The 16,155-nt window shown below is 57.1% G+C and carries 15 protein-coding genes and 3 tRNA genes; 15 read left to right on the top strand and 3 right to left on the bottom strand.

The features are described from left to right. Positions 1 to 50: 50 nt before the first annotated feature. The 8 genes from GM655_RS22745 (at position 51) to GM655_RS11740 (ending at position 5,643) form a co-directional block, all read left to right on the top strand. Positions 51 to 716: a choice-of-anchor E domain-containing protein gene (locus GM655_RS22745; RefSeq protein WP_196308755.1), complete on the top strand. Its 666-nt coding sequence runs from the start codon at positions 51 to 53 to the stop codon at positions 714 to 716. 33 nt (positions 717 to 749) lie between these two features. Continuing rightward, the gene (locus GM655_RS22965; RefSeq protein WP_229632534.1) at positions 750 to 1,409 is read left to right on the top strand and encodes a choice-of-anchor E domain-containing protein; all 660 of its coding nucleotides are present in this window, start codon (positions 750 to 752) and stop codon (positions 1,407 to 1,409) included. A gap of 287 nt (positions 1,410 to 1,696) precedes the next feature. Next, complete coding sequence (locus GM655_RS11715) at positions 1,697 to 2,359, top strand: choice-of-anchor E domain-containing protein (RefSeq protein ID WP_155434885.1); 663 nt, start codon at positions 1,697 to 1,699, stop codon at positions 2,357 to 2,359. Between the two features lie 42 nt (positions 2,360 to 2,401). Further along, positions 2,402 to 3,028, top strand: coding sequence for an FxDxF family PEP-CTERM protein (locus GM655_RS11720; protein ID WP_308807410.1), 627 nt, complete (start codon positions 2,402 to 2,404; stop codon positions 3,026 to 3,028). A 67-nt stretch (positions 3,029 to 3,095) separates the two neighbouring features. Beyond that, complete coding sequence (locus GM655_RS11725; RefSeq protein ID WP_155434886.1) at positions 3,096 to 3,692, top strand: MarC family protein; 597 nt, start codon at positions 3,096 to 3,098, stop codon at positions 3,690 to 3,692. 76 nt (positions 3,693 to 3,768) lie between these two features. After that, a complete protein-coding gene (locus tag GM655_RS11730; RefSeq protein WP_155434887.1) occupies positions 3,769 to 4,056 on the top strand; it encodes an autorepressor SdpR family transcription factor in 288 nt (95 codons plus the stop codon). Further along, a complete protein-coding gene (locus tag GM655_RS11735; RefSeq protein ID WP_155434888.1) occupies positions 4,053 to 4,688 on the top strand; it encodes an SdpI family protein in 636 nt (211 codons plus the stop codon). The genes GM655_RS11730 and GM655_RS11735 overlap by 4 nt, the downstream gene beginning before the upstream one ends. Before the next feature lie 13 nt (positions 4,689 to 4,701). Next, positions 4,702 to 5,643 (top strand): alpha/beta hydrolase, encoded by a 942-nt coding sequence (locus tag GM655_RS11740; protein WP_229632535.1) that lies wholly within the window; start codon positions 4,702 to 4,704, stop codon positions 5,641 to 5,643. Between the two features lie 20 nt (positions 5,644 to 5,663). Here the strand turns inward: GM655_RS11740 and uvrB are convergent, their stop codons facing one another. Beyond that, positions 5,664 to 7,748 carry an excinuclease ABC subunit UvrB gene (uvrB, locus tag GM655_RS11745; protein ID WP_155434890.1) on the bottom strand — a complete coding sequence of 695 codons (2,085 nt, stop codon included), beginning with the start codon at positions 7,746 to 7,748 and terminating at the stop codon, positions 5,664 to 5,666. A 113-nt stretch (positions 7,749 to 7,861) separates the two neighbouring features. Between uvrB and GM655_RS11750 the strand changes: the two genes are divergently transcribed. From GM655_RS11750 to GM655_RS22970, 4 genes are all read left to right on the top strand, one after another. Further along, positions 7,862 to 9,064, top strand: coding sequence for an amino acid aminotransferase (locus GM655_RS11750; protein ID WP_196308756.1), 1,203 nt, complete (start codon positions 7,862 to 7,864; stop codon positions 9,062 to 9,064). A gap of 121 nt (positions 9,065 to 9,185) precedes the next feature. Further along, positions 9,186 to 9,261: transfer RNA gene (locus GM655_RS11755), tRNA-Asn, on the top strand. A 138-nt stretch (positions 9,262 to 9,399) separates the two neighbouring features. Next, positions 9,400 to 9,475: transfer RNA gene (locus GM655_RS11760), tRNA-Asn, on the top strand. 100 nt (positions 9,476 to 9,575) lie between these two features. Then, entirely contained in the window at positions 9,576 to 10,718 is a 1,143-nt protein-coding gene (locus tag GM655_RS22970) for a DUF6447 family protein (RefSeq protein WP_229632536.1), read from the top strand. Here the strand turns inward: GM655_RS22970 and GM655_RS11770 are convergent. Together GM655_RS11770 and GM655_RS11775 are read right to left on the bottom strand one after the other, a co-directional pair. Further along, a complete protein-coding gene (locus GM655_RS11770) occupies positions 10,701 to 11,621 on the bottom strand; it encodes a substrate-binding periplasmic protein (protein WP_155434891.1) in 921 nt (306 codons plus the stop codon). The two genes, GM655_RS22970 and GM655_RS11770, sit on opposite strands and share 18 nt — an antisense overlap. Before the next feature lie 12 nt (positions 11,622 to 11,633). After that, complete coding sequence (locus tag GM655_RS11775) at positions 11,634 to 12,506, bottom strand: TIGR02285 family protein (protein WP_155434892.1); 873 nt, start codon at positions 12,504 to 12,506, stop codon at positions 11,634 to 11,636. Between the two features lie 249 nt (positions 12,507 to 12,755). Here GM655_RS11775 and GM655_RS11780 point away from each other — a divergent pair, with 249 nt between their 5' ends. From GM655_RS11780 to GM655_RS11790, 3 genes are all read left to right on the top strand, one after another. After that, a complete protein-coding gene (locus tag GM655_RS11780) occupies positions 12,756 to 13,448 on the top strand; it encodes a DUF3334 family protein (RefSeq protein WP_155434893.1) in 693 nt (230 codons plus the stop codon). A gap of 371 nt (positions 13,449 to 13,819) precedes the next feature. Continuing rightward, complete coding sequence (locus tag GM655_RS11785) at positions 13,820 to 16,006, top strand: TonB-dependent receptor (RefSeq protein WP_155434894.1); 2,187 nt, start codon at positions 13,820 to 13,822, stop codon at positions 16,004 to 16,006. 65 nt (positions 16,007 to 16,071) lie between these two features. Continuing rightward, positions 16,072 to 16,147: transfer RNA gene (locus tag GM655_RS11790), tRNA-Asn, on the top strand. The last annotated feature ends 8 nt before the right edge of the window (positions 16,148 to 16,155 follow it).

A 16,155-nucleotide genomic window follows, 5' to 3' on the forward strand; every position in this document is an offset into this window, starting at 1 on the left:
TGCAGCTAGCCTTTTATGCCGCGGTATGGCGCTTCTTTTATGGAAAACGTATGAAACTGAAAACCTTAGCTACTGCAGTTTGCCTCGCCGCAACGACGTTCGCATTGCCAGCCATGGCCGCGGTGCAAACCATTAACCTTGCGGGTTTTAACGATACCAAGACCAACTTCACTGAAACGTTCAATTTGCAGCAGTTCGACTACCATTTGGGCACGTTGACTGCCATCAACATCAGTTACAGTGCAGAGGTGACGGGGCAGCTCCTGCTGAGTAACAGTAAAAGCGTGGCCAAGAACGTCAATATGCAGTTGAACTCGGCTATGCAACTGTCGCTGCCAGGTGAAGTACTGGGTTCGGATGCGCGCAATCTGCTGTCTGGTTCGGTTGTTTCTGCAGCAAAATCTACCGATGTTCTGGTTGGCAAACATAGCGAAACCCTGATTGTGAATGTCAATGTGGCAGATAGTGATTTTGCCAAGTTCATTGGTGCTGGAGCGCTAGAGAGCCAGCTGCAAATTACTGCCACTAGCGGTGCCAATAGCCCAACGGGCATTACCGCTGACTACAGCACCCTGGTCCACAGCCTGGGCGGCAAAATCACTTACACCTATATTCCGGCATCAGTGCCTGAACCTGAAACCTACGGCATGATGTTGCTGGGTCTCGGTGTACTCGCCTATGCAGGCAAGCGTAAAGCCCGTGCGGCTCAGGTCTGATTCGGACCATCACGATTAATTTAGGGACAGAAGATGAGCAAAATGACCAAGACTTTGATCGCTGCGGCAGCGCTGATGGTAAGTATGGGCGCACAGGCGGCGACGCTGCAGCAGACGCTGCCACAATCAGTGACGATTTATGATGTTGAAAATAATCCGGGCTCGCTAAACTTCGCCCAGTTCGACAGCCATTTGGGTAAGCTGACGTCGGTGACCTTCGAGCTGTTCAGCACCTTGAATGGTTCGATTAAGCTGACCAATAATGATCTGGGCTCGGGCTGGTTCAGTGTGAAGACGGGCGCGGATATGACGGCCACTGTAGGCGGTAAAACCGTAGTGGCAGAAAACTGGGTTACGCCTGGATATCTGTTGGCGGCAGGGGGCAGTGTGAACGATGCTCTGCCGACGCAGCTTATCAGCAAAGTTCTGAGCTTTAGCCAGCCTGCGGACTTGTTAGCGTTTATTGGTACCGGCTCGTACTCTGCAGCGCTGAGCGCCATTTCCGATCAGTCGTTGGCAGCTGGCGGAAATGCCAAGTATGGTACGGATGTAACAGTGGATGGCTATGCCCAAGTGACCTACACCTATACCACAGCGCCAGTGCCTGAACCGGAAACCTATGCCATGCTGCTGGCTGGCCTTGGTCTGGTTGGTGCTGCTAGTGCAAAGCGTAAAGCGAAAAAAGCAGCCTGATTTAATGCATCATTAGATCGGCAAAATACGGGAGCTGCGGCTCCCGTATTTTTTTTGGAGGCGAAAACGTGTGGGTGTGCTTGAATTAATATCAAAATACAAGTCGCGCACACGAAAAATTACACAAGAGAAATTTTAGTTGCAAATTTTCTCTTTAAAGTGCAAAAAAGAAATGACAAATCCGTATTTCGTGTTAAGATTCGTTTAAGCAAAAAATTTATTGCAAATGCAAGTAAGGTGTTTGATTGGCAATGAATTGACTTGACGTCTACTCAACAGGGAAATCCATGAAACTCAACAAAATCACCAGCGCAGTATTGGTTGCCGCCTCGCTGATGGCCGGCGCCGCCCACGCAAAAACTGAGGTCTATGAACTGAGCAAAATTGACTCTACCAAAGTGAATCTGGTGGATGTGCTGATGACTTTCCAGGGTTTTGATCCCGCCAAAGGCATTTTGACCGCAGTATCGCTCGACATCTATTCGGATATCGATGCCTCGGTCGCGCTGGCCAACAAAAACACTAGCGATCGTACGCTGAATGTTTCGGTACCTGCCAGCCTGAAACTGGTTGCGCCCGGCGCTACGTTAAGCACTTCGGCAACCCTGCTCAATACGGCGCTGTGGGTGGGCCCGAAAATCAATGGTGTAGCAGGCACGGCTAGCGAATCGGAAAAATACACGCTGCACGCCTCCACGTCCTTCAGCGGTGCTGATCTGTTGCTGTTCAAAACGGCTGGTACTCTGACTTCCGAGTTGTCGGTTTCGGCCTCTACCACCCTGACTGAAGATAAAGTAAAAGCGGTGTATAGCAACTTCGCAAATGGTTATGGTCATGTAACCTATACCTTCGATGCGGCACCGGTACCGGAACCAGAAACCTATGGCATGCTGCTGGCCGGTCTGGCTATGCTGGGCCTGGTTGCCAAACGCAACAAACGTTCCGCCTAAGTGATTGCGGATTGATCTCCTAATTTTTGCGGAACTAGACAAATGACCCCAATGACCAAACTGTTCGCAGCCGCTGCTGCAATGACTTGTGCGCTGAACGCTACGGCTGGCACCAGCGTTTCCGAAGCTACCGTATTCGATGTGCAGAGTAATGTGCCCAGCACGTTGACGCTGGACGGCTTCGATACCCATCTGGGCAAGCTGACTTCCGTGCAGTTCGAACTGCACGACCGCCTGTCTGGCTACGTCGAGCTGGCAAATCTCGGTAATAAGTCGGCTGACTTTACGGCAAATCTGACCGGCGTTCTGCACACGGCATACGGCGACATCAGTGCCGTATCGAACAATGTCTTTACCATCGATGCCCAGGACGAGCTGGACACCAACCTGCCACTGGCTACCCAGGCGTACACCCGTACGTTCACCGCGCCAGCTGAACTGCAGATGTTCCTCAATGGTTCGCTGGCACTCAGCGTGACTGGCAAGGTTTCGCCATTCTTTTCCGGTCCGGCCAATGCGTCGTACTACTCGGAGGGCACGATCGATGCCTACGCCAAGGTAACCTACACCTATGAGACCGCGCCTGTTCCTGAGCCAGAAACCTACGCCATGCTGCTGGCTGGCCTGGGTCTGGTCGGTGCCATCGCCCGCCGCCGCAAGTCGGCATAAGCTGAATCTGGTGGTACACTAGAAACGGGAGCTGCGGCTCCCGTTTTTTGTTGATACGAGCCCACTCATGACCCAGAATTTTTTCCAGACCTTTATCCTGCTGTTGCTGGTAACTGACCCCTTCGGCAATGTGCCGCTGTTCGCCAGCGTGCTCAATCCGGTGCCGGTGGCGCGCCGTCCCCGCATCGTGATCCGCGAATGCGCCATAGCCTTTGTGCTGCTGCTGGTCTTCATGTTCTTCGGCCGTCACTTCCTGACAGCCTTGCAGTTGTCTGAGGTTTCTTTGCGCATAGGCGGGAGCGTGATCCTGCTGCTGATTTCTATCCGCATGATTTTCCCTCATCCCGATGGGGTGCTAGGCCGTACCGAAGGGGGCGAGCCTTTCATCGTGCCGCTGGCGATACCGGCGCTGGCCGGCCCGTCGGCGCTGGCCACGGTGCTGCTGTTTTCGCGCGAGAGCACGGGCGAGGTGCTGGTGCACGTGGCAGCGCTGGCAGCCGTCGGGCTAGTCTGGCTCGCGGTGTTCCTCAGTGCTGAAAAGCTGCAGAAGGTGCTGGGGCCGCAGGTGATGACGGCGTTCGAGCGCTTGATGGGCCTGATCCTGACGGCCATGTCGATAGAAATGCTGCTGGGCGGCATACGTGAATTCGTTAAAACCCTTTGATGGGGCAGGGCAGGTGCTTGACGCCTGCCTTTTTTGCTCTTATATTTAGATAACTATCTAATTAGATGAATTTCTAATGAATGCCGCCAACAGTGCCTTTAAAGCCATCGCCGACCCTGCGCGCCGCGAAATTCTGCGTCTGCTGCGCCAGGGTGAGATGACGGCTGGCGATCTGGCCTGTCACTTCGACATGAGCAAGCCCACCATGTCGCACCATTTCGCCGTGCTGGCCGATGCGGATCTGATTACGCGCCGGCGCGAGGGGCAGACCATCTGGTACGGCCTGAATACCACCGTCTTGCAGGATGTGCTGGCCTGGATGCTGGATCTGGCCGGTGATCTGCCTACCGAGAGGAAACCATGAAGCCACGTGCTGTTCTGCTGTGTTTGCTGATGATCGTTGTCATGTGTGTCGTCACCGCCTACTTGTATCCGCGCCTGCCGGCAACGCTGCCCATGCACTGGAATGCTGCCGGACAGGTGGACGGCTACGGGCCGCGCTGGCAGATCTGGCTGCTGGGGCCGGGCGCCATGGGCGGCTTGCTGCTGCTGGGCATGGCGTTGCCGTGGTTGTCGCCGCGCCAGTTTGAAGTGCAGGCATCAGGTGCTACCTATGGCTATCTGATGACGCTGCCGGTGGCGTTGATGGCCTGCGTCGAGGCACTGGTGCTCGGTGCTGCGCTGGGGTTGCCGCTGGAAATCGGCCGCATCGCACCGGCACTGGGCTGTGTTGCGCTCATCCTGACCGGCAACCCTATGGGCAAAGTCAGACGCAATTTCTACATGGGCATACGCACGCCTTGGACGCTGGCCAGCGAGCGCGTGTGGTATGCCACCCACCGGCTGGCCGGGCGCCTGATGGTGGGTAGCGGCGTACTGGGCTTGCTGCTGCTGGCGGCAGGCGCGCCGCACTGGCTGTTGCTGCTGGCTTTGCTGGCCTGGGTGCCGCTGGCCGTGCTGTATTCGCTGCTGTATTACAAACGTCTTCCTCAATGATATGGAGTGCACCATGAAGCTATTGCTGTCCTTGCTGCTGTTATCGTCTTCCGCCTTTGCGGCCTCGGTGCCGGTGACGCTGGACGTGGGTGGTGCTGCCGTATATGGCACTGAACTCACGCCGGACGGCGTGCAGGGCAAGCTGCCGGTAGTGCTGCTGCATGCGGGCTCGGGGCCGACTGACCGCGATGGCAATAACCATTTGCTGCCGGGACCCAATGATTCGCTGAAACTGCTGGCGGAAGGGCTGGCACGCCACGGGATCGCTTCAGTGCGCTATGACAAGCGCGGCATCGCCGCCAGTGCCAATCCGCGCTGGCGCGAACAGGAACTGCGCTTCGATGACTATATTGCCGATGCGGCCGCATGGGCGGCCCGCTTGCGTACCGATGCACGCTTTTCGCGCGTGATCCTGATCGGTCACAGCGAAGGGGCGCAGATCGTGGCGGAAGCCTGTGCCATCGCCAAGGCCGATGGCTGCGTACTGCTGGCCGGCGCCGGTCATCCGGCCGATGAACTGTTGCGCGAACAACTGGCCAAGCAGTTGCCGCCGCCGCTGCTGGCAGAAAACGAGCGCATACTGGCGGCCTTGAAACAGGGGCAGCCCGTGGCCGATGTGCCGGCGCCGTTGCAGGCCTTGTACCACGCCTCGGTGCAGCCGTATCTGATCTCGTGGCTGCAGCACGATCCGCGCAAGGCGGTGGCAGGCTTGAGCATGCCCGTGCTGATCGTGCAAGGCACGTCCGATGTGCAGGTGCCCGTCAGCGAGGCGCAGGCGCTGGCGGCAGCTGCGCCGCGCGCCCGTTTGCAAATCATCGACGGCATGAACCATCTGCTGAAGATGGTCGGCACGGATGCCGAGCTGCAGCGTAAATCCTATGGCAGCCCGGACCTGCCGGTGGCGCCCCAGTTGCTCGACAGCGTGAACAGCTTTATCGACCAGTTGGCGCGCTAGGGCAGGCGTGATGCGCTGGCCTAGCCCAGCGTATCGGCGCCTGGTGCGCCGAACAGCTGCTGCTTGAGCACATGCAGCTGGTCGCGCACCTGCGCGGCTTTTTCGAATTCCAGATTCTTGGCGTGATCGAGCATGGCTTTTTCCAGCCGCTTGATTTCCTTGCTGATCTGCTTCTCGCTCATGGCCTCGTACTTGGCCGTCTGCTGCGCCACTTGCAGTTCTTCCGTGACCTGCTCAGGGCTGTACACGCCGTCTATCATGTCCTTGATGACTTTGTGTACGCCGCGCGGCACGATGCCGTTGGCTTCGTTGAAGGCGATCTGCTTGGCGCGGCGCCGTTCCGTTTCGCCGATGGCGCGTTCCATCGAATCCGTCATGCGGTCCGCGTACAGCAAGGCTACGCCGTTGAGGTTGCGGGCGGCGCGGCCTATGGTCTGGATCAGCGAACGCTCGGAACGCAGGAAGCCTTCCTTGTCGGCGTCGAGGATGGCTACCAGCGATACTTCCGGCAAGTCCAGCCCTTCGCGCAGCAGGTTGATCCCCACCAGCACGTCGAAGGTGCCGATGCGCAGGTCGCGCAGCAGTTCCACCCGTTCCACCGTTTCGATATCGCTGTGCAGATAGCGTACCTTGATGCCGTGGTCGCCCAGATATTCGGTCAGCTGTTCCGACATGCGCTTGGTCAGCGTAGTGACCAGCACGCGTTCGTTGCGCTCCACCCGCAGGGTGATCTCCGACATCAGATCATCCACCTGTGACAGGGCAGGGCGCACGATCACTTGCGGATCGACCAGACCGGTCGGGCGCACCACCTGTTCCACGACCTGATCGGCGTGGGTTTTTTCGTAGTCGGCCGGGGTGGCGGAAACGAAGATGGTCTGACGCATCTTCTGCTCGAATTCCTCGAACTTGAGCGGGCGGTTGTCGAGTGCCGACGGCAGGCGGAAACCATAGTCCACCAGATTGGTCTTGCGCGAGCGGTCGCCGTTGTACATGGCGCTGAGCTGGCCCACCAGCACGTGCGATTCGTCGAGGAACATCAGCGCATCCTTGGGCAGGTAATCGACCAGCGTGGGTGGCGGTTCGCCCGGCAGGGCGCCGCTCAGGTGGCGCGAATAGTTTTCGATGCCCTTGGTGAAGCCGATCTCGGCCATCATTTCCAGATCGAAGCGGGTGCGCTGTTCCAGTCGCTGTTCTTCGATCAGCTTGTTCTCGCGGCGGAAGAAGTCCAGCCGTTCGCGCAGCTCATCCTTGATGGTTTCGATCGCGCGCAGCACGGTGGAGCGCGGCGTCACGTAGTGCGAACCCGGATACACGGTAAAGCGCGGAATCTTTTGCTTGACGCGCCCCGTCAGCGGGTCGAACAGCTGGATCGATTCCAGTTCGTCGTCGAACAGGTCCAGCCGCACGGCCAGTTCCGCATTTTCGGCCGGGAAGATGTCCAGCGTGTCGCCCCGTACGCGGAAAGTGCCGCGGCCGAAATCGACTTCGTTGCGGGTGTATTGCATCTGGATCAGGCGGGCGATGATATCGCGCTGCGAGACGCGGTCCTTGGCGCGCAGCGTCAGGATCATCTGGTGGTATTCGGTGGGGTTACCGATACCGTAGATGGCCGAAACCGTGGCCACGATCACCACATCGCGCCGTTCCATCAGCGACTTGGTGCAGGATAGCCGCATCTGCTCGATGTGTTCGTTAATCGAGGAATCCTTCTCGATGAACAGGTCGCGCTGCGGCACATAGGCTTCCGGCTGGTAGTAATCGTAGTAGGAAACGAAATACTCGACCGCATTTTCGGGGAAGAATTCGCGGAACTCCGAATACAGCTGGGCCGCCAGCGTCTTGTTGGGTGCAAACACGATGGCTGGCCGTCCCATACGGGCGATCACATTGGCCATGGTGTAGGTTTTGCCGGAACCCGTTACGCCCAGCAGGGTCTGATAGAACAGGCCATCGTTAATGCCTTCGCACAGCTGGTCGATGGCCGTGGGCTGGTCGCCCGCGGGCGGGAAGGGTTGATGCAGGCGGAACGGCGAGTCCGGGAAGGTGACAACCGTTGCCTTTGTGGAGTTATCTGTCGCGTTTTCTGCGGGTAAATCAGCCATCGTGTACCGACCTTTGTTAAAATAATGGCCTGCCAGCGGCCTGAAGCAGTTTTTGGGGCGCGCTGTCTACCTTCAACCGCAGTGAACCGCTTCCAATCGAATCGAATCTTATCATGACGAATCCTAGCTTGTTCAGCGCCATCGACATGGCCCCACGCGACCCAATTCTGGGTATCACCGAAGCATTTAACGCCGACCAAAATCCAGCCAAAATCAATCTGGGTGTGGGTGTCTATTATGACGACAACGGCAAAGTGCCGCTGCTGTCGTGTGTGCAGAAAGCCGAGGAAATTCTGATCGCTGCACCAGCGCCGCGTACCTACCTGCCGATCGAAGGTCTGGCAGCTTACGACAAGGCCGTGCAGGAACTGGTATTCGGTGCCGATAGCGCCGTGGTGCAGGAAAAACGTGCTGTCACCGTGCAGGCTATCGGTGGCACGGGTGCACTGAAAATCGGTGCCGACTTCCTCAAGCGCTTCGCGCCGGATGCGCAGGTCTACATCAGCGATCCTAGCTGGGAAAACCACCGCGCCCTGTTCGAGAGCGCCGGTTTCACCGTGAATAACTACGCTTACTACGATGCAGCTACCCATGGCGTGAACTTCGCCGGCATGCTGGCTGCACTGAAAGCCATGCCGCGCGGTTCCATCGTGCTGCTGCACGCTTGCTGCCACAACCCGACCGGCGCCGATCTGAGCTCGGCCCAGTGGGATGAAGTCATCGCTGCCGTCACCGCTGGCGGTCTGGTACCGTTCCTCGACATGGCCTATCAGGGCTTTGGTGCGGGCATCGCTGAAGACGGCGCTGTGGTACGCCGCTTCGCTGCCGCTGGCGGCCCGCTGCTGGTCTCGAACTCCTTCTCCAAATCGTTCTCGCTGTACGGCGAGCGCGTGGGCGCGCTGAGCGTGGTCGCTGCCAGCAGCGAAGAAGCTGCGCGTCTGATGTCGCAACTGAAACGCGTGGTACGTACCAACTACTCCAACCCGCCTGTGCACGGCGGCAAAGTAGTGGCGACCGTGCTGACCACGCCGGAACTGCGTCAGATGTGGGAAGACGAACTGGCAGGCATGCGCGTCCGTATCAAGGAAATGCGCGAAGCGTTTGTGGCCAAACTGAAAGCCAAAGCACCGGCCCATGATTTCGCTTTCGTGCGCGATCAGGTGGGCATGTTCTCGTACTCGGGCCTGAGCAAGGCACAAGTCGAGCAACTGCGCGCTTCGTCGATCTATGCCGTGGACACGGGCCGTATCTGTGTTGCTGCGCTGAACTCGCGCAACATCGATATCGTGATTGACGCCATCGCAAAAGTGCTTTAAGATCTTGCTTCTTCGGTTGCGTCGCATGATGCAGCCGATGAGCAGCAGATTGTAGTGTTAAAGATTACTTCGATAGCAACCTTGTCGAAATGATCTAAACAGTATAAAATGTTGCCTCAATTCCCTGATAGCTCAGTCGGTAGAGCGACGGACTGTTAATCCGCAGGTCCCTGGTTCGAGTCCAGGTCGGGGAGCCAGAATATTGAAAGCCCCAAGTGTGTCATGCGCTTGGGGCTTTTTGTTTCTGGGGTCTGGTGTGGTGCGTTGGCGATATAACTGCGCAGGCAAAAAAATTTGGCAAAACCGGAAAGGCCAGCTATAATTCTGGCCTCAATTCCCTGATAGCTCAGTCGGTAGAGCGACGGACTGTTAATCCGCAGGTCCCTGGTTCGAGTCCAGGTCGGGGAGCCAGAATACAAGAAACCCCATATGCTAGTTGCGATGTCATGCGCTGCTAGACCATATGGGGTTTTTTTCTGCTTGTCCGCTTTTAAACGCTAGCGCCATTATCATGTACAAGCATTCCAACTCGCGCGCGGTAAGACATCATGTGTTACCCAATGAGCCGCGCATTATTGACGCCCAGCGTCAGGCTGAATTAACGGCAGCATACTTGCAACCATGGTTGCTCGAGCTCGAGGCCTTCTTTCTAGCGGTACGTGCCCAGATCGATCTGAAGCTGATCCCTTTGTACCCATATAAGCTGGGCAAACCCTATCCCTTAGGGCAGTGTCTGGAAATTAGCCTGGAAGCACAACAAATGCTGAAGGCGGTAGATCCCGTAATACTGACTAGCGACAAGGCCCGCCATGGGCATCATGCCTATCTGGCGTTTCGTCGTGCTGGTGGTGTGCTTCGGCAGGTATGGGGGGATCTGCGCGGAGAATTCTTTCAGAACGCTTTTCAGTTGGGCAGTCTATATGTTGATGTTTCCAATGATACGGTCACGCCCACCAAGCCCAAGGTCGAAATTCTGCCTTTTCAGGATGCTAACTTCACGCCTATTCGTGACTTTCAACATTTCATTCGTATTGCAGAGCGGTACTGGAAAGTTGAGGTGTTTCCCAACTATTTATTGCCAGAAATAGCACCCTATTGTCCGCTAATTTATCGAAGAGGCGATGGTGCTTTAATGCTGGCGGAAGCGAGCAGCTATATGGTTTCTTTGGCAAATGTCGAGGCGTTCACATCCAGCGAAGATGTATTGCGTAACGGGGAGTTGCCGGGTGTGATATTTGGGCAGGCTAAGGCCGCCTTGGCCGGAACGAGTGGATTGGCCTCGGATGCATTCAGTGGTCGGTTGGCGGCATTGCAGAAATGCAAAAAACTTCGGCATACCGTGCATCAAAGTTCTGCACATCGCTTGAATCATATATTGCAAACTGTGGGGCGGCTCAACATGCGCTTGGTTGCTGCGACGGCAAATACGGGTTTAAATTTTCAAAAGGACAAGGCGATGGAACAAAACAATTTACTTACAATTGACGGGAAGCAGTATGCACTGGCGGCACTTTCCGAGCCGGCGCGCCAGCAGTTGCAGATGCTGCAGATGAGTGACCAGCGCCTGCAGGAGTTGCAGCGCGATCTAGCCATTACCCAGACGGCCCGTAACGCTTATCTGCAGGCGTTGAAAGAACTATTGCCGCAGTCCTGAAGCTGGAGTCGGGTTGCCGTCCACCTTGGGTGGGAACAGGAAGTATTCGGGATGGCGCCGTATCATTTCTGCCGTTTCGGGCGAGAGCAGGGGATTGGCGAGCTGGAAGATCAGACGATTCTTCATGTTCTTGGAGAGCAGAGTTTTGCTCCAGCGCTTGTCGAACATGGCGTCGAAACTGCCATCGGCCAGCATGCGGTTCAGACCGCTTTCTATGCGTGCTGCCAACGCCGCCTTATTCGGCGCAACAAAGAAAAACACAGGTGCCGGATATACCAGTGCCAGATTTTTTTCGACTATCAAATCGACATCGCTGTGCTTGCGTAGCTCATCATCGATTTCATTGATGCCCAGCGGGATGGCATCGAAGCGGCGCGCCTGCAGCATAGGGTAGAGCGTATCGTAAGACGAGGAAGTCACGGTTTTCAGCCCGGCCGCCTGCTGGATGGTGGTGTCGGGCCAGTCATGGCCCTGTCCCAGGCGGAAGTCGCGGCGCAGATCATCGAGCGTACGTACCTGCGCAAAACGGCTGGCCGTTTCGGGCCGGATGGCCAGCAGGCGTTGCCCGAGCAAGCCTTTAAGCAGCGGAATGCGGATCACGATCACGCCCTGTTCGCGCGTCTGTGACGTCATGCTCCAGTAGACATCGAGCTTCTGATTGTTGCGCAACTGGGTAAATGCCCGGTCCTGCGTCATATGGGTTTCCAGCCAGTGCAGACGGTCCGGCGTGGTGGCGGGAGACTTGGCCAGCGCAGCCTGCAGCAGTTCCACTATATAAGGCGCCCAAGGTTCGCGGTCGTTGGAGCGCGGAATGTAGATGTCTTCCGCCTGCGCACGCACATGCACGCCGAGCAGGGTGCTGCAAAGGATGAGCAGGGATAGTTTGTGCAGGTAGTTGCGCATGCGGTAGGCGGATCAGGGCGGCGTCAGGCCGAGAGCAGGGTTTTCGCGCGCATGGTAGAACGCTTCCAGCGCATCACTATAGCGCTGCCGGCTTTCGGGGCTGAGCCAGCGTTCCGTGCTCTGGCGCAGCATCTGTACACCTTCGCGCGTGGCCAGGATGCTGCTTATCTTCAGAGCGGTGGCCTTGCCCCAGGCCGTTCTGGGGCAGGCAAATCCCACCCGTATGGGCGCGGCATTGCCCGCAATGGGCAGGGTCAGCAACTCGCGCAGCATGGGGTCGCGCTTCAGATAATAGGCGTACACGAAATCGTAATCGATGGTGTAGTCCGTGCGGTTGACCAGCAGGCGCGCAAAGATATTCTCCCCCAAACTGCCTACCGGAGTGACTTCAAGCAGCGCCTGGGCGGAGCGTTGTTGCAGCGCGTGATCTATGGTCAGGCCGAAACTGCGCTTTTCGCTTAACAGGCCGCGCAGCTGGCGCTGTGCCAGCAAGCGTTCAAGGTCAACTTCGTGTTGGGCATTCAGCGGCAGGCTGGGTAGGGCGTCGCGGCGAAAGATCAGTTGCGGCGGTGGCAGCACGCTGGTCGGAACAATGTAGGCCCGCTCCAGCCGTTGCGGCGTGATCAGGGTAAAACTGTAGCAGGCTTGCTGCCCCGCTTCCAGCAAGGCCCAGCTGCGCTTCAGGTTGGCATAGGCCACGCGATGCTCGACTTCCGGCCAGTGCGCACGGATATAGGCGATCTGCTGGTCGGTGATGCCGTCGCTGGGTAGACCGGCGACACGGATAGAGGCCGGCGGCAGGTCGGTCATCAGCCAGGTCATGACGTTCTGCGCCATGGCCATGACGGGCGAGAATAGGAGCAGAACGTAGCAGAGCTGTCGCATGGTGTCGCGGGTTTGCAGACGGTAGCTTTAATTGTCCTGCTGGAAATCACAATGGCGCAATGAAAATTTTTTAAAATGGGCTGCGGACGTTGCCTTCATGCCCCTGTTGCCCCGCTTTCGCACCATAAACGCACGGTTTTGCGCGATTCAGGTAGACGGAAATCTTGCGCGTGGGTATTCTGAAACCTATTTCTGGCCAGCAGGCACTGCTGCCAGCGAGATTTTGTAGAAAATAAATAGAGGTAGAACATGAGTCGGGAAAACAAGGATGTTGTGTACGGCACCGAAGACTTGCTGATGAGTCTGTGTAATTCGGTGATCCGTGTCTTGAACGTCGCTACCCAGAGCAAAGTGAATTACTCGGGCATGGTGCAACGGATTACCAAGATCGGTCTGAAACCCGATATCGGTTGCTTTGTGCTGTTTGATGGCGGATTTACCGGGCTGGTCGTGCTGAACTTTGCTGCGGATACGGCCATGGAGATCTATGAGCGCTATATGCTGCACATGGGCATGCCTAAATCGGAACTGGCGGTGTCGCATACCTCGGACGAGGTGTCCAACATCATGGGTGAGCTGATGAACCAGATCGTCGGCGACTTTACTGGCAAGGTGCGGCGCGAGCTGCAAACTAACATCACCCAGAACCAGCCGAAAATGCTGGTGCTGAACAAGCAGGTGATGCTGAGTGTGGATACGCCACTGGACCGGCCGGAAATGCGCCGCGTCACCTTCTACACGGAGAAGAGCAATATCTTCTATCTGGAGCTGGCCATAGACCGCACCGAGTTCATCCGCCTGCACGATTTCGATTCCAGCGAAGTGGCCGATCCGGATGCGCTGATGGAGCAGGAACGCGACAATCATGCGGCCAGCAGTGCGCCTGGCCAGTCCGATGAAGAGGCCGCGAACGAGGAGCTACTGCGCTCTTTAGGCATGTAACTGCACGCAAATACTGGAAACAGGGAAGCAGCTGTGGCATTTATGTCACAGCTGCTTTTTTTATATCGGGTGCGCCGGCGCTATTTCTGCGCGGCGTAAGGCGGGTCGGCCCGCGATTATTCAGCGCCCCCGCTGGGGTCACCAAATTTCTATCAGTAAATGACATGCCGGTCATATTGCGCTTGCAATACACGGTATCAATGAAAGAAAATACTGCCCTTCCGCAAGCCGGTGCATTCTAGCCAACGTTGTACGGTTCAGCCTCCGCTTGTGCTGCCACGGTCACGTCAGATGACTGGACAGAGTCAAATAAAGAGAGAACAGGAGACACTGTTTTTAACTCTTTGCATTACCACTCATCGGGAAATTGAATGATCAAACTGTCGAAGATGCACAAGCGCCTGCTGGCGCTGAGCGCCGTTATGCCTATCGGTTCCGCCCTGGCCCAGAATGCCAGCGAACCGCAACTGGAAACCGTGACCGTGACGGCGCAGCGCCGCGCCGAAAACATCAAGGATGTGCCGGTTTCCGTCACCCTGCTGAAAGATGAAAAACTCGACGTGCTGGTATCCGGTGGTCAGGATATCCGTCTGCTGGCCGGTAAAGTGCCATCGCTGAACGTGGAATCGTCCAACGGCCGTACCTTCCCGCGTTTCTACATTCGCGGCTACGGCAACACCGACTTCTCCACCTTCGCTTCGCAGCCAGTATCGTTGGTGTATGACGACGTGGTGCAGGAAAACGGTATTCTGAAAGGCTACCCTATCTTTGACGTGGCTGGCGTGGAAGTACTGCGCGGCCCGCAAGGCACGCTGTTCGGCCGTAACACCCCGGCCGGTGTGGTCAAGTTCGAATCGGAAAAGCCGAACACCAAGAAAGTCGAAGGCTATTACAACGTATCGTGGGCCACCCACAACACGGTGAATCTGGAAGGCGCTGCCAACGTGCCGCTGTCGAACGAGTGGGCCATGCGCGTGTCGACTCTGCGCCAGCACCGCGACAACTTCGTTGACAACACCTATACCAAGCAGGACGACGTGCTGGAAGGCTACAACGAACACGCCGAGCGCGTACAGTTCCTGTACACGCCTAGCACCACCTTCAGCGCGCTGTTCAACGTGCACGCCCGCAGCACCACTGGTTCGGCCCGTCTGTTCCGTGCCAACATCATCAAGAAGGGCACCAACGACTTCGCTGATGGCTACGATTTCACCAAGCTCAACACCAATGGCCTGAACGGCCAGAACCTGCGTACCAACGGCGCCAATGCCCGCCTGACCTGGGATCTGGGTTCGGTCAAACTGTTCTCCATCACCGGCTACGAAGGCGTGGACGAGTACTACAGCCGCGGCGACATCGACGGCGGCACGCCGACCGGTCCGGGCTTCATCCCGTTCCAGGTACAGACCGGTGGAGGCCTGAGCTGGCTGCACCAGTACAGCCAGGAATTCCGCGTCGAATCGAAGAACGCTGGCCCGCTGAACTGGCAGAGCGGCGTGTACTTCTTCAAGGAAAGCGGCGAAGGTTATAGCAACAACTACGACAGCAACACCCAGGCGCAAACCTCACACTTGCAGAGCCACCAGAACAACACCGCTTCGGCGCTGTTCGGTTCGGTGACCTACGATCTGTCGGATAGCGTGGTGCTGCGCGGTGGCCTGCGTTACACCCAGGACAAGAAGGACTTCCGCACTGTGGAAGCCATCAACGTCACCCAGATCGGTCCTAAGTCGGTCGATGAAAGCAAGCACAAGACCAACTGGGATCTGAGCGCCACCTACAAGCTGAGCAAAGACATCAGCACCTACGCCCGTGTTGCCACCGGTTTCCGTGCACCAAGTATCGCTGCTGCCAGCGCTTCCGTGCCGATCACCGTGGCCGATGCGGAAACCATCACTTCCTACGAAGCCGGTGTGAAAGCTGACCTGTTCAACCGCCGTGCCCGTGCCTCGCTGAGCGTGTACAACTACGATGTGAAGAACCAGCAGCTGACCGTAGTGGGTGGTAACTCCAACGTCACCAAGCTGATCAATGCTGCCAAAACCACCGGTCGCGGTCTGGAAGCCGACTTCGAAGCTTTCGTGACGCCGGACTTCAAAGTAACGGCAGGCGGTTCGTACAACTTCACCGAAATCAAGGACGCATCGCTGTCCGTGGCCAAGTGCGGTTCGTGCACCGTTACCGATCCGCTGAACGCAGCAGGTCGCGTGGTTATCGACGGCAACCCGCTGCCACAGGCACCGAAGTACATCCTGAACGCTACCGCACGCTACAACTGGGCGCTGGAAAACGGCAACCTGTTCGTGCTGACCGACTGGTCGTACCGCAGCAAGATCAACTTCTTCCTGTACGAAGCCAAGGAGTTCACCGGCAAGCCTATGGTGGAAGGTGGCCTGCGCGTGGGTTACAACTGGGCCGGCGGCAAGTATGAAGTGGCTGGTTATGCCCGCAACATCACCAACACCGAGCGCATCATCGGCGCCATCGACTTCAACAACCTGACTGGCTTCGTCAACGAGCCACGTCAGTTCGGTGTGCAGTTCAAGGGTAGCTTCTGATTTTTCAGAAAATTTTCCTCTAGCCTAGACAGCTAGAAATTGGCCGTATATAATGCGGCCTCTTTTCCCTGATAGCTCAGTCGGTAGAGCGACGGACTGTTAATCCGCAGGTCCCTGGTTCGAGTCCAGGTCGGGGAGCCAGAATACTG

The organism is Pseudoduganella danionis (genome assembly GCF_009720775.1).
Lineage (GTDB): Bacteria > Pseudomonadota > Gammaproteobacteria > Burkholderiales > Burkholderiaceae_D > Rugamonas > Rugamonas danionis.